10 protein-coding genes are annotated in these 14,250 nt (G+C 41.0%); 7 read left to right on the forward strand and 3 right to left on the reverse strand.

Going from position 1 to position 14,250, the window contains the following annotated elements:
- Positions 1 to 49 precede the first annotated feature (49 nt).
- Positions 50 to 1,993 carry an ATP-binding cassette domain-containing protein gene (locus Q0895_RS12505; RefSeq protein WP_299189460.1) on the reverse strand — a complete coding sequence of 648 codons (1,944 nt, stop codon included), beginning with the start codon at positions 1,991 to 1,993 and terminating at the stop codon, positions 50 to 52.
- 250 nt (positions 1,994 to 2,243) lie between these two features.
- On the opposite strand from Q0895_RS12505, the gene Q0895_RS12510 reads away from it, so the two are divergent.
- The 3 genes from Q0895_RS12510 (at position 2,244) to Q0895_RS12520 (ending at position 6,016) form a co-directional block, all read left to right on the forward strand.
- Positions 2,244 to 2,513: a SlyX family protein gene (locus Q0895_RS12510; protein WP_299189462.1), complete on the forward strand. Its 270-nt coding sequence runs from the start codon at positions 2,244 to 2,246 to the stop codon at positions 2,511 to 2,513.
- A gap of 270 nt (positions 2,514 to 2,783) precedes the next feature.
- Positions 2,784 to 4,157 (forward strand): hypothetical protein, encoded by a 1,374-nt coding sequence (locus Q0895_RS12515; RefSeq protein WP_299189464.1) that lies wholly within the window; start codon positions 2,784 to 2,786, stop codon positions 4,155 to 4,157.
- A gap of 410 nt (positions 4,158 to 4,567) precedes the next feature.
- Entirely contained in the window at positions 4,568 to 6,016 is a 1,449-nt protein-coding gene (locus Q0895_RS12520; protein ID WP_299189467.1) for an outer membrane protein transport protein, read from the forward strand.
- Positions 6,017 to 6,349: 333 nt separating this feature from the next.
- Here Q0895_RS12520 and putP read toward each other — a convergent pair whose 3' ends face one another.
- Together putP and Q0895_RS12530 are read right to left on the reverse strand one after the other, a co-directional pair.
- A complete protein-coding gene (gene putP, locus Q0895_RS12525) occupies positions 6,350 to 7,849 on the reverse strand; it encodes a sodium/proline symporter PutP (protein ID WP_299189470.1) in 1,500 nt (499 codons plus the stop codon).
- 615 nt (positions 7,850 to 8,464) lie between these two features.
- Complete coding sequence (locus Q0895_RS12530; RefSeq protein WP_058369041.1) at positions 8,465 to 9,337, reverse strand: LysR family transcriptional regulator; 873 nt, start codon at positions 9,335 to 9,337, stop codon at positions 8,465 to 8,467.
- A 343-nt stretch (positions 9,338 to 9,680) separates the two neighbouring features.
- On the opposite strand from Q0895_RS12530, the gene leuC reads away from it, so the two are divergent.
- The 4 genes from leuC (at position 9,681) to leuB (ending at position 13,978) form a co-directional block, all read left to right on the forward strand.
- Positions 9,681 to 11,099 carry a 3-isopropylmalate dehydratase large subunit gene (leuC, locus tag Q0895_RS12535; RefSeq protein WP_058369040.1) on the forward strand — a complete coding sequence of 473 codons (1,419 nt, stop codon included), beginning with the start codon at positions 9,681 to 9,683 and terminating at the stop codon, positions 11,097 to 11,099.
- Positions 11,100 to 11,251: 152 nt separating this feature from the next.
- A complete protein-coding gene (gene leuD / locus Q0895_RS12540) occupies positions 11,252 to 11,902 on the forward strand; it encodes a 3-isopropylmalate dehydratase small subunit (RefSeq protein WP_299189473.1) in 651 nt (216 codons plus the stop codon).
- 134 nt (positions 11,903 to 12,036) lie between these two features.
- The gene (locus Q0895_RS12545; protein ID WP_299189475.1) at positions 12,037 to 12,762 is read left to right on the forward strand and encodes a hypothetical protein; all 726 of its coding nucleotides are present in this window, start codon (positions 12,037 to 12,039) and stop codon (positions 12,760 to 12,762) included.
- A gap of 112 nt (positions 12,763 to 12,874) precedes the next feature.
- Positions 12,875 to 13,978, forward strand: a complete 1,104-nt coding sequence (leuB, locus tag Q0895_RS12550) for a 3-isopropylmalate dehydrogenase (protein WP_299189477.1) — start codon at positions 12,875 to 12,877, stop codon at positions 13,976 to 13,978.
- Positions 13,979 to 14,250: the final 272 nt, after the last annotated feature.

The raw sequence follows: 14,250 nt of genomic DNA on the forward strand, positions 1-14,250 counted from the left end.
ACAAATCTAAGTAAGTTACCACTGTGGTCTAGTTTAATTTAAAAGTGCTCTAATGGTTTTCAAGAGCGTCCCAGCGCTCAAGCTTATTCATCATCTCCTCTTCAATGACTAATAAGCGCTCGCTTGCAACGGTTGCAGCGTCGAAGTCTTGCGTAAACCATGAACCGTCTGCCAGCTTTTCTTCCAATAGATTTTGTTCTTGCTCAAGAGCAGCAATCTCTTTTGGTAGATTATCAAGCTCACGCTGCTCATTAAAGTTCAGCTTTTTTGACGTTTTTTTAGGTTTGGCTATTGCTGATTTATTGGTAGATTTAGCATTTTCAGCGGCTTTATTCACAGACTTAGCAGCTTGAGCAGCCTGGACGCGATTTTTCTGTATCAGATATTCTTGATAACCACCCACATACTCTTGAACCACGCCGTTGCCATGTTCATCTTGGTCAAATACCCAAGTAGAGGTGACCACATTGTCCATAAACGAGCGATCATGGCTGATGAGAAGAATGGTACCGTTAAAACTGCTAACTGACTCTTCTAACAATTCAAGAGTTGCCATGTCTAAGTCGTTGGTTGGCTCATCCAGTACGAGGATGTTAGCAGGCTTTAGCAACTGTTTGGCTAATAACACCCGGTTGCGCTCACCACCAGATAAGGCTTTGACCGGCGTACGTGCACGCTCTGGAGCAAACAAAAAATCTTGCAAGTAACTCATGATGTGAGTTTTACGACCACCAACTTCGATGAAGTCTGAGCCTTCTGATACGTTTTGAGCGACAGTCGCTTCAAGATCTAACTGATCTCGCAGTTGATCAAAAAAGGCGATTTGTAAATTTGTCCCAAGCTCAACGCTACCAGTCTTGGTCACCTCATCATCAGACATATCGAGTAGTGCTTTAATGAGTGTGGTTTTGCCTGCGCCGTTAGGACCTATGATGCCGATTTTGTCACCGCGCATAATAGTCGTTGTAAAATTATCGACCAATACATTGCCGTCATATTCTAGATGCAAGTTTTTGACCTTACAGACTAGCTTGCCACTTTTTTCGCCTTCACCCATGGTGATATTGACATTACCAACTTGCTCACGGCGTGCGCTACGCTCTTCACGTAATGCTTTTAATTCACGAACGCGGCCTTCGTTACGGGTACGACGTGCTTTAATGCCTTGACGAATCCATACTTCTTCTTGAGCCAGTTTTTTATCAAAGTTAGCATTGTTTTTTTCTTCTGCTAATAGTTGCTGCTCTTTGAGTTCTTGGTAGCGAGCATAACCTTTGGCACCTTGGGTCACGTCATAGCTCGTTAATTGACCACGGTCAAGCTCTACAATACGAGTCGCAAGCTTATCAACGAATGCTCTATCGTGGGTGACAAACAGTAGAGTTAGACCTTGCCAATCAAGCAAGAAGCGCTCTAACCACTCAATACTATCAACGTCTAAATGGTTGGTTGGCTCATCTAGTAGGAGCATATCAGGCTTGGTCACTAACGCCCGTGCAAGTAACACGCGACGCTTACGACCACCAGACAGAGACGATAAATCATCTTCAGGATCAAGCCCCATCGTCATAATTAAGCGTCTTGCTTCGCGCTCTAAATCCCAGCCATGCACAGCGTCAATATCATGTTGCAACGTTGCCATACGTTCGCACGCATCCATATCACCATTTGCGCATAGATCAGTTTGCTGATTATATTTAATCAGCAGATCAGCGGTATGACGACTGCCGCCCATGACGATGTCTAGTATTTTACCACTGGTTTCAGGTACATCTTGCTCAAGCATCGCCACGCTTGCACTGCCATTAATGATGATTTCACCACTATCAGGCTGCAACGAACCGTTAATGAGTTTGAATAAAGTAGATTTACCTTCACCATTGCGGCCGATCAAACAGACGCGCTCGCCTTCATTAATGCTAAAATCAATGCCATCGAGGACGGGGGCGACGCCAAAAGCGAGATGAATGTTTTTTAAATGTATCAGTGCCATAGATTATCTTAAGCTTATATATAGTGGTGAAAATAATGAGTGGACAATAAAGGTGTACAGAATATTGCCAAATTGTTAGCAGTATAACATGCTGCTAGGTGACTTTAGTGTAAGCAAGGACTTTTTATCACGTCTAATATGATTAAAGTATGAACAACATAGTTTTGAGCTTAGTACCAACGCCACGTTCTCTATAAATGACCTATAATATAAAATCCAAGCGACAAACAATTATGATATTGAGATAAGTATGAACACAGCATCAGAGAATAATACAGACCAAAAAGACCCTGCAATAGAGCTGTCTGAACTACAAGTACAAATGGTTGATCTACAAATGAGTATGGCGCATCTTGAATTGACTGTAGAGCGGCTTGATGAGGTGATTGCTCGCCAAGACCAGCACATCCATACGCTACAGCGTCAGCTGCAACTGGTTTATAAACAGGTAGAAAGCCAAAGGACTGACGACGGCATTGCGCCTTTTGACGTGGTAGCAGATAAACCACCCCATTATTAACGTTGAACAGTTCGTATATTAGTTAGCTCATTTTATCTAACTGTCTAGCAATACATCTCACTTGCAGAAGGGATAAATTAGCAAGATCAACTATATGTGTACAAATGAATGTAGTTATCTTTCTGTGACCAAATCGTCATAATAGAGAAATAATATATATTTTTTGTTGTTTTAACGTGCAAAAGACATTACCATCTTCCACCGAGGATATCGCTTGCATAATAAATGTTATCAAGAAGGTATAACAATGTGGACGTTTGGAGATATACGATGCGCGCAATTTTTCATTTAAAAACTCTCACAGTAGCTGTTGCAGCTCTTTCTGTCGCTAGCGTTGCTAGTGCTGCCGGCCTTGATCGCTCAGGTCAAGATATTACTGCATTTTTACAAGATGGTACCTATGCAGAAGCTGTCTATACCTATATTAATGCTGATGTCACAGGCTATGACAATGCAGTGGTGCGCTCTAATGATGAAGGCTATGTACAAGGCAAAAAAATAGAAGATATCGCTGAGTCTTATGACTTTTTCCGTTACGGGGTAAAAGCTGATATCAATGATACCTTTAGTGTTGGTGTCCTATATGACGAGCCATTTGGTGCTGCTGCTCTTTACAGTGGTGACAATAACTTTGTTTCAATCGACGATGCTGATACGATTGTTGCAAGTGGATCAGGAGGAGACATTCCGAATGTTGCAACACTCGATAGTGCAATCGCTCAGGCTAAAGACGCTCTGGCTGATCCAAATACTCCTGATGCTGCTAAGCCGGCTTTAGCAGAAGGGTTGGCTCAACTAGAAATTCTAAAAGGGGCAGCAGATACAGCTGGTGAGGCGACCAATGTAGAAGTACGTAGTCACAGCTTAACGGGCATATTGGGCATGAAACTTGGCCAAAACAAAAACTTCCAAGTTTATGGTGGTCCAGTTGCGCAGCGCATAGAAGCTAGTGTAAAGCTACGTGGTGCTGCTTATGGTCCAGCTTCGGGCTATACTGCAAATATCAACCCTAGCCAAGATTATGGTTGGATAGCTGGGGCTTCATACAGTAAGCCTGAAATTGGTTTAAAAGCTGCCCTGACTTATCGTTCTGAAATTGATCACAAAACCCAGATTGGCGAAAGCTTTGATGTAGGCGTTGGTAATTCAATTGAAATCACCACACCAAAATCAGTCAATTTAGATTTCCAAACAGGTGTCAATCCAACGACACTGGCGACTGCAAAAGTGCGCTGGGTACCTTGGGACGACTTTGCAATTACACCACCAAACTACAATGAAGTTAGTAAAGCTCTGACTAAAGATGACAAAGGTTTAGATTTAGTCAGCTATGATGATGAGCAATGGGTTGTTGAGCTTGGATTGGCCAAACGCCTAACACCAGCTTTAGCCGTCAGTGGTACAGTTGGCTGGGATAGCGGTGCTGGTGATCCAGTAACGTCTCTTGGTCCTATTGAAGGCTACTATAGTGCAGGTCTTGGTGCGAAATATAACGTCACTGAAAACTGGGCAGTATCAGCAGGTGGCAAGTATCTATGGTTTGGTGATGCAAAAGGTAAGACACCAACCCAAGACATTGTCAGTAACTTTGAAGACAACGACGGTTATGTACTAGGAGTTAAAGTTTCTTATCAAGCTCAGTAGGATTGAGGCTTACAAGTCTATCTTGCAAGGTAATACTGACCTAGTATCTATGTTTCAATAATAAAAAAGCGATCCAATAGGGGTCGCTTTTTTGTGGGTTATCGTTTTGTCCTAAAGTAAAACAGACTTATTATGAAAGGTAATTAACAGTACAGATTTGGCTGATAATAAGTCAGTATGTCTAAATTACTTGATTGTAAAATACTAATAATATTCACTTAAATGCATAATAATAATTAAGAACTGTCCAGTCATATTTAGGAAATAAAGTACTTTAAGTGTTGTCTTAGTGTGAGAAAGCCATTACTATTCAAATTAGGAGACCGTTTAGATAATAGGTATGGAAGGAGATTATCCTGACCTACTGATTATAGTAACGGTAAAACAACGAGGACGTTTGGAGATACACAATGCGCACTACCTTTCACTTAAAAACCCTTGCGGTAACAATCGCAACGCTTTCTGTAGCCAGCGTATCAAGCGCTGCTGGTCTTGATCGCTCGGGTCAAGATGTCACTGCTTTCTTTCAAGATGGCGTTTATGCCGAATCTGTCTATACGTACATTGATGCTGACGTTAGTGGTAAAGATAGCGCTAATATTATTCCTAGTAGTAATACTTATGTTGAAGGTGGTGACACTGGCGATATTGCTGAATCTTATGATTTTTTCCGTTACGGGGTAAAAGCTGATATCAATGATACTTTTAGTATTGGTCTTTTATATGACGAGCCATTTGGTGCTGCCGCTGAGTATACTGAGGGCAATTTTGTAGCTCAGGAAGGAGACAACCGTGAGGCTACTATTACGGCCATTTCAGGTGGTCTCATTGGCCCAGACTCACCGCTTGGTATTACTAGCTTTGCTCAAGCCCAAGGTACAGTTGACGCTCTTCAAGGTATCCTTAGACAAGGCGGTACTTTAACAGCAGATCAACAAACTGCATTAGCAAGATTAACGCCAGCTGTTGGTATTGTAAATGGAGAGTTTGGTACGGCTGGTGAAAATACCAATGTAGAGGTTCGTAGCCAAAGCTTAACAGGACTTCTAGGTATGAAGTTTGGTGCTAATAAAGAGTTCCAAGTGTATGGTGGTCCGGTTGCTCAGCGTATCGAATCTGAAGTAAAACTGCGCGGATTGGCTTATGGTCCTGCGACTGGCTATACTTCAAGCAGTAATCCTGACATGGATTATGGTTGGATCGCTGGGATGTCATACAGTAAACCTGAAATCGCTCTAAAAGCTGCACTGACGTATCGTTCAGAAATTGATCATGATATGAATATAGCCGAAACGTATCCGTTAGCTGGTACACTAGCTGGTGATCCTGCTGCAGCCAATCGAAGCAGCAAATACGAAATTACGACTCCAGAATCGGTCAACTTTGATTTCCAAACAGGTATTAATCCAACTACTTTAGCTACCGCAAAAGTACGCTGGGTGCCTTGGGGTGATTTTAAAATAACACCGCCATTATATAATGAAGTCAGTAGAAATAACGAACTATATGAAGAAAACGGTTTAAACTTAGTTGATTACGATGACGATCAATGGCAGGTAGAGCTAGGCTTGGCCAAGCGTTTAGCACCTGCGTTAGCAGTAAACGGTACTATTGGTTGGGATAGTGGTGCTGGAGATCCTACGACGTCATTAGGACCTGTCGAAGGCTACTATAGTGTTGGTCTGGGCGCTAAGTATAATGTCACTCCAGAATGGGCCGTATCAGCTGGTGGAAAATACTTATGGTTCGGTGATGCTCAAGGTGCATTGCCAACTGACAAAATCGTTGCTGATTTTGATGACAACGACGGTTATATCGTCGGTGTGAAGCTATCATACCAAGCAAAACAAGATTTTTAATCTAACCATAAAAGACCTAACTTATAAGTTGTACTATATTTTGTAAAAAAAGCGATCCATAATGGGTCGCTTTTTTATGGTTATTATCAACGCGTCTTTTTTATTTCGAACTTACTATAAAAATTGTAATTATAAAGACCATATCTGTTGCATGCTCTCACAAACCACATAACATCATTAAATCAATTTCATGTTTGTAGTATAGGTCAAGCTACATTTCTTATTCGCTAAAATGACTTATGTAAGGTAAGTCATTACCAATAAGAGACTGACAACAAAAAACCTCGTCAATAGTGACGAGGTTTTTTTATAGCGATAGGATGGTCTATAGGCTTATTTATTTAAGTTTAGTTCCATCTCTTTATACTTAGCAGATACTGAAGGTCTTGGACCGCCAGTCATCATACTAACTACAAAAATAGCAATGGTACTTAAGATAAAGCCTGGAACAATAGCGTACAACCAGCTATTTAATGCCACACCATTCATCTCGAATGGACCATAGACCCATAAAATAACCGTCAATGCACCAACAACCATACCAGCAACGGCACCGTTACGGTTCATACCGCGCCAAGTAAGACTGAAGATAACCAATGGTCCAAACGCTGCACCAAATCCTGCCCAAGCGTTAGAAACCAAGTTCAATACTGAGCTATCTGGATTAGAAGCTAGGAAGATAGCAACTATAGCGACGACAATAACTGAGATACGACCAACCAATACTTGGCGGGCCTCTGGTGCATCTCTATCAAAGAATAGTTTGTAAACATCCTTAGTTAGAGAGCTTGATACCACCAATAGCTGAGATGAGATAGTACTCATAATAGCAGCTAAAATAGCAGCTAATAAGAAACCTGATACTAATGGATGGAATAAAAACTGCGTAAATACTAAGAAGATAGTCTCAGGATCATCGAGAGTCATGGCAGTTTTTTGTACATAAGCACGACCAGCAAAACCAGTCATCAATGCTCCGATAAGACTGACAACCATCCAGCTCATACCGATATTACGTGCCGTCGGTACATCTTTAACTGAGCGAATTGCCATAAAGCGTACAATGATATGTGGTTGACCAAAATAACCAAGCCCCCATGCCATCAAGGAGATGATACCAATAACAGTCATACCACTAGTAACGTTTAGCAGGTTTACATCAATATTTCTAACCGCTTCACTGGTCGCTGATACCCCGCCAAGATCGGTAAAGGCAACGATTGGTACGATGACCATCGCAAATAACATGATGATACCTTGCACAAAGTCAGTCATTGAGACTGCTAAGAAACCACCGAATAAGGTGTAGGCGACAACAACACCAGCCGTCACCCAAAGTCCTGTGCTATAAGATAGATTGAGTGAGCTTTCAAAAAGCTTACCCCCACCAACTAAGCTTGCAGCAGTATAGACGGTGAAAAACAAGATAATAACCAATGCTGATATGACACGTAGCATGTGTGACTTGTCTTCGAAGCGATTGGCAAAATAGTCGGGTAGAGTGATTGCATTATCAGCGACCTCGGTATAAACACGTAGACGCGGGGCGACGATGATATAGTTCAATAAGGCACCAAGTGTTAAACCAAGTGCAATCCAGACACTGACCACACCGTCGGCATACATATACCCAGGTAGACCCAATAGTAGCCAACCTGACATGTCTGATGCGCCTGCTGATAAGGCTGTGACAGCAGGGCCTAGGTTACGGCCACCGAGCATATAGCCTTCAGTATCGTTTGCTTGTCTAAAGTAGGCGTAAATGCCAATCCCAATCATAACCAAAAAATAGGCGCCAAGCGATATTAGCACGCCACTAGAAATCCCATTCATATAAACTGTCCTTAACCAACATTGTTGGTTTTAATTATATTTAACTATAAAATCTTACGATTAAAAGACGATGTATAAAGACAAAAAAAGCCATTAAGTAGAACAAAATGGCTTTTTGCTTATAGTCAGTACTTACTTATAGTTTTATATGATTGATGCTGTTTTTACCTATAACAACGTGTTATCAACCATTAATTAAATTACCTAATTTAAGTCGTTTTAATCAATCGTTGTGGACAAAATCAATCATTTAAAACTGTCAATTCTGCATCTTATATAAATAAAATATGCAAAATTTAGAAAAGTTCAACCATAAAGCACCATTCTTAAAGACTATTACTGATAATAGTTGTGATTAATGAACCGCTTATTACAATAAACGATTAATAAAACAGTATTGTCTGCTATCGTAACTTACTCAAACCATTCAATAGGTGAGTATCAGTGTTATTATGGTAACTATATGTTATGAACATAAACTTGAGCGTATTATAACGTATAGAGATTATAATTGCGAACCACTGCTTATTAGGTGGATATTTAACTACCAAATAACGTTATTTGGTAGATTTATTTGCTGACTCTATTGGTAGTTATGCTCAACAAATCCTATCGTTAATCGATAGGAGCAAGTAACTCTAATAAAGCTTCAACGCTACTTGAGCGTGTAAGCTTTGGATTGATAACGACGCCTAGATAGCGCTGTAGCTCAATATTATCAGCCATGTTAATACGTTCTAAATCTTGACTAATTAGTGTCTGCGGTAGTACAGACCAACCAAGTCCCACTGACACGAGCATACGAATGGATTCTAGAGGGTTAGTACTCATTGTTGCATAAGGTTTTAGATTGTGTTTGGCGAACTCAGCCAAAGTAATTTGACTGGTAAAAGTATTAGCCGAGGGCAAAATAGCAGGATAGTGGGCCAACTGCTCTAAAGTTACATTAGTCTTTGTGGCTAAAGGCGATAACGTACCTGTCATAAAATATAGTGGATCCGACCATAGCGTATGATAAGTTAGGCGCTTGTCATAAACAGGCGGTAACGTTAAAAAAGCCAAAGATAAGTTACCATCGAGCACTGCTTTGTGCGCTTCTTCTGAATCGACAAAATGAACTTCGAGCTGTACTGCAGGATAACTTTGAATAAAGTGTTTTAATACTGGTGCAAGATGATGCAAGCCAATGTGATGACTTGTACCAATGACCAATTTACCAGAGACCATTTGCTTAGAGTGTTGCAAGTTTATTTTAAAATTCTCATAATCTTCTAGCCAGCGTTTGGCATGTGGTAGCATCTCACTTGCTGCTTGTGTCGGTACAATACCTCGGCCTACTGTATCAAATAAGATAATATTGAACTCGTCCTCTAGATTTTTGATACGTTTGCTGACAGCAGGCTGAGTGATAAATAGCTTTTCTGCTGCGCCTGAGATGCTGCCTGTTTGCATAACGGTCACAAACGTCGTCAAATTAGTGGTATTCACACCGATGTCCTTAGCTTTAAAAGAAGCTATAAATAAAAGTTGGCTTATCTATTCGTTATGTATTAGAAATAAAAGTTTGTGAATAGATAAAAATCATCAATTATTATTATAGAATTAGGCTGCTATAATCACAAGGTATCAAAGCACTTTTTGATGTTTTTATTTTAATCACTTGATAACTTATTGATAAATGATGTTCAAATAAAACATTCGCTGTCAAAGTAAACTCTAAGAACAGACTATAAGTATAAATAGGTAACTTTAAGCGTTTAAAACGTTTAGCATACAACAGAGACAGCAGCGCTTTATTATAGATAATTAGCAATTAACAAAGGATAGCAACATGGCCGGTCACACGTTATACGACAAACTTTGGAATGCGCATGAAGTCACAAAGCGCGATGATGGTTCGAGTTTAATTTATATCGATCGTCATTTATTGCATGAGGTGACAAGTCCGCAGGCATTTGAAGGATTAGAGCTTGCTAATCGTACCCCATGGCGTTTGTCAGCTAACATTGCTAGTCCTGATCATAACGTACCTACAGTGGTCAAAGAGCGACTTGAAGGGGTCTCTGGTATTAAAGACGAGGTATCACGCTTGCAGGTCGTAACTTTAGATGATAACTGCGCTAAGTTCGATATTGCTGAATTTACAATTAACGATACTCGTCAAGGTATTTTGCATGTGGTTGGGCCAGAACAAGGCTTGGTACTTCCAGGCATGACGGTAGTGTGTGGTGATTCACATACTGCAACCCATGGCGCGCTTGGCTGTCTTGCTCACGGCATTGGTACCTCTGAGGTGGAGCATGTACTTGCAACCCAGTGTTTGATCACCAAAAAAATGAAAAACATGCAAATCCGTGTGAATGGTGAGCTTGGTGCTGGCGTGACTCCAAAAGATGTGGTTCTTGCCATTATTGCCAAGATTGGGACTGCTGGTGGCAACGGTCATGCAATTGAGTTTGCAGGCAAAGTGTTTGAAGATATGAGTATGGAAGGGCGCATGACTGTCTGCAATATGGCAATTGAGGCAGGCGCCCGTGTGGGTATGGTAGCTGTAGATGACACAACGATTGACTATGTCAAAGGTCGTCCTTATGCCCCAACGGGTGAGCAGTGGGAGCAAGCAGAGGCCTATTGGCGTACATTGTATTCGGACGACGATGCTCAGTTTGACACGATTATAGAGATTGATGGAAGTCAGATTGCACCGCAAGTGTCTTGGGGCACATCACCTGAGATGGTTGTCGATATTACTCAGTCGGTACCTACACCTGATCAGGCTGCTGATGAGACGCAACAAGAGGGTTGGTTACGTGCTTATACTTATATGGGCTTAAAAGCAGGCCAACCGATCACTGATATCCAACTTGATCGGGTGTTCATAGGTTCTTGTACCAACTCACGTATAGAGGACTTGCGGGACGCAGCAGCAGTGATTAAAGGTCGTAAAATTGCAGATACGATCAAAGAAGCCATCGTAGTAGCGGGCTCTGGACAGGTAAAACTACAAGCTGAAGCTGAAGGGTTAAATACACTATTTACTGATGCAGGTTTTGAGTGGCGAGAGCCCGGTTGTTCGATGTGCCTTGCGATGAATGCAGATAAACTTGAACCAGAGGAGCATTGTGCATCGACGTCTAATCGTAATTTTGAGGGTCGTCAAGGTACTGGCGGGCGTACGCATCTGGTCAGTCCAGCGATGGCCGCAGCGGCCGCGTTGGCAGGTCACTTTGTGGATGTACGTACATTTTAGTTGACAGACAATTGCGTTGTTCAAGCCGCGCAGCCGTCACAATGTGTCTTATGCTGATTGTATAAAATTATCCATTTGTATTGATAATAAAGAATGGATTGGTTTATTCGTCAGTATTAATTAATACTATTGAGAATACGATAGGAACTATTATGCAAGCTTATAACACTCAAACTGGTATCGTCTGTCCGCTAGATCGCGCAAACGTCGATACCGATCAAATTATCCCTAAGCAGTTTTTAAAGTCTATCAAACGTACTGGTTTTGGCGTCAACCTATTTGATGATTGGCGTTATTTAGATGAAGGTTACCCAGGTCAGGACAACAGCACGCGTCCACTAAATCCAGATTTTGTACTGAATCAGCCGCGTTATCAAGATGCTGTTATTCTACTTGCGCGCAAAAACTTTGGCTGCGGTTCTAGTCGCGAGCATGCGCCTTGGGCATTGTCTGAGTATGGCTTTCGTACGGTTATCGCCCCAAGTTTTGCCGATATTTTTTATAATAACTGCTTTAAAAATGGAATGTTGCCTATCGTTTTGGAAGAAGCAATTGTCGATAAGTTGATGAAAGAAACTTTGAAAACTGAAGGTTATGAATTAAGTGTAGATCTGGAGAGACAAGTCGTTATTGATCCTACTGGACAAGAATACTCTTTTGAAGTTGACGATTTTCGTAAACACTGTTTGTTGAATGGTTTGGACGATATCGGGCTTACTCTACAGCAAAGTGATGCGATTAGGGCTTATGAGCAGCAAATGCAACAAAAGACGCCTTGGATATTTAATCAAGTTAAAGCATAAACATAAGTTTCTAAATTTTTATAAATCAATATCTAATAAGAGCAAGTTGGTCAACAATACAACGTTGAGTTATCGTAACAAAATGACTAGAATGAAAGGTAATTTGTTATCACTATGAAATAGTAGTCATCATTATGAATAAAAAACGTATTGCTGGATTTATAAGTGTTTCTATCGCATCAAGCTTGCTATTGTCAGGTTGTCAGCTACTAACAGGCTATCAACAAATAGAGAATGCAGAAAACGCTGACAAGTGGGCAGGTAAGATTGAGCCGATTGCTGGGGAAGTAAACATCGCTTGCTCAGGGACTTATCATTGCGAAATTATGCAGATAGACCAAACTTCGGTTATTGCTCCAGATACTCATAAGCCAGCAGATCCTAAGATGTTAAGTATGATCAATACGGATGATGAGATTGTTGACCGTACACAAACTGAGCTCTTCGTACCTTTAAAGAATCAGCATTCTGTCAAGGTTGTACCTTTATCAGAATCTGGTATAGCTGGGATGACGAACTACTATGCGCGGGTTAAACCTGCAAAACGTGAAGTGCATATAAACTTTTATCCTGAAAATAATCTGGGTTATGTTGAACGCTTTGCCATGATTCATGAGTTTGTAGAGCCGGATACTTATCTGCTCCGTGCTTATCGCAAAAAACCCAGTCAAGATACGGGCAGTTTATTGGACACAGCGTCGCCCAATCCTCTATGTATTGATCTTATCCAAAACGATAGCATTAAGCGTCAGTTTTGCAAGCAGATGAATAATGAAAGTCAGGGTGAATTTGTAGAAACGAACGTAATAAATCAAATAAAGCAATCAACACAAGCAGCGCAGACAAAGACGAAGGTTTAATATTGATTCATTTGACCTATTAACTTAGCGTCATAATACTTCATGAACATAGATCGGATAAAGCAATACTAGACGCTTGTCTTTTCTTTTTTATCTATCAACAAGGATTAGTATGGCAACGATTTTAACATTAGCTGGTGATGGTATTGGTCCTGAAATCATGACTCAAGCCATCGATGTACTGCAAGCCGTCAACAAGAAGTTTACGTTAAACTTAACTCTTGAGTCTGGATTGATTGGAGGGTCGGCTATTGATGCAACTGGTGAACCATTACCAGAGAAAACACTTAGCCAAGCACGAGCAGCAGACGCAGTATTGTTAGGAGCGGTTGGGGGTCCTAAATGGGATGCTATTGAACGTAGTAAACGTCCTGAGCGTGGCCTGCTCAAAATTCGTAGTGAGCTTGGTTTATTTGCCAACTTACGTGTTGCCAAGCTTTATCCGCAATTGGCGAATGCTTCTAGTATTAAAGCTGAAATCATCTCAGGCCTAGACTTGCTAATCGTTCGTGAGCTAACGGGTGGTATCTATTTTGGTGAACCACGCGGTATTCGTACTTTGGATAATGGTGAACAGCAAGGCTATAACACCATGGTTTATAAAACCAGCGAGATTGAGCGTATCGGGAAGGTTGCTTTTGACTTGGCGCAAGTTCGTGCTAAAGCAAATGGGACACCTGCAAAAATATGTTCGGTAGACAAAGCAAACGTCTTGGAAGTTACTGAGCTTTGGAAGCAAACCATGATTAACATGCAAGAGTCACAATATTCTGACGTTGCGCTTAGTCATATGTATGCAGACAATGCTTGTATGCAGCTGATTCGTGATCCAAAACAGTTTGATGTCATGGTAACGGGCAACATGTTTGGTGATATTTTATCTGATGAAGCGGCTATGTTGACAGGCTCTATCGGTATGCTGCCATCGGCCAGTCTTGATGAAGATGGCAAAGGTATGTACGAGCCTTGCCATGGTTCAGCACCTGATATCGCTGGACAAGACAAAGCCAATCCACTAGCCACGATACTCTCTGTCGCTATGATGCTACGCTATACTTTTAAGCAAGAAAAAGCCGCTCAAGCGATTGAACAAGCGGTTAGTGATGTCCTTGATGATGGCTTACGTACGGTCGATATTCTAGATAGTAGTGAAGCTGACTTACGACAAGTAGGGTGTAAAGAGATGGGTCAGGCAGTATTGGCCAAGCTAGTATAGATAAATCTATACCAATATAGTTAGAGGTATCAAGCGACATTCCACAGTCTTTTTTAAGTATTACAAGCCCATAAATTGCTCAGCAGTTTATGGGTTTTTTATGATTAACAATATTTAGATCATAGCTTTTAAACTAATAAGCCACGTTATGAAGTATTTTTAACATAGAAACTATAAGACTAGATGTTTGTTAACATAAGTCTGTTATATTATACGATGTTATTGTGACATGATTACATTTGCTCGAAGAATAAGTAGAGATATTATTTTTA

The organism is uncultured Psychrobacter sp. (assembly GCF_947495825.1).
GTDB lineage: Bacteria > Pseudomonadota > Gammaproteobacteria > Pseudomonadales > Moraxellaceae > Psychrobacter.

What these genes read in the sequence shown, in the direction of transcription:
- Q0895_RS12505 (WP_299189460.1), bottom strand. Translation starts at nt 1,993, where the DNA reads ATGGCACTGATACATTTAAAAAACATTCATCTCGCTTTTGGCGTCGCC.
- Q0895_RS12510 (WP_299189462.1), top strand. Translation starts at nt 2,244, where the DNA reads ATGAACACAGCATCAGAGAATAATACAGACCAAAAAGACCCTGCAATA.
- Q0895_RS12515 (WP_299189464.1), top strand. Translation starts at nt 2,784, where the DNA reads ATGCGCGCAATTTTTCATTTAAAAACTCTCACAGTAGCTGTTGCAGCT.
- Q0895_RS12520 (WP_299189467.1), top strand. Translation starts at nt 4,568, where the DNA reads ATGCGCACTACCTTTCACTTAAAAACCCTTGCGGTAACAATCGCAACG.
- putP (WP_299189470.1), bottom strand. Translation starts at nt 7,849, where the DNA reads ATGAATGGGATTTCTAGTGGCGTGCTAATATCGCTTGGCGCCTATTTT.
- leuC (WP_058369040.1), top strand. Translation starts at nt 9,681, where the DNA reads ATGGCCGGTCACACGTTATACGACAAACTTTGGAATGCGCATGAAGTC.
- leuD (WP_299189473.1), top strand. Translation starts at nt 11,252, where the DNA reads ATGCAAGCTTATAACACTCAAACTGGTATCGTCTGTCCGCTAGATCGC.
- Q0895_RS12545 (WP_299189475.1), top strand. Translation starts at nt 12,037, where the DNA reads ATGAATAAAAAACGTATTGCTGGATTTATAAGTGTTTCTATCGCATCA.
- leuB (WP_299189477.1), top strand. Translation starts at nt 12,875, where the DNA reads ATGGCAACGATTTTAACATTAGCTGGTGATGGTATTGGTCCTGAAATC.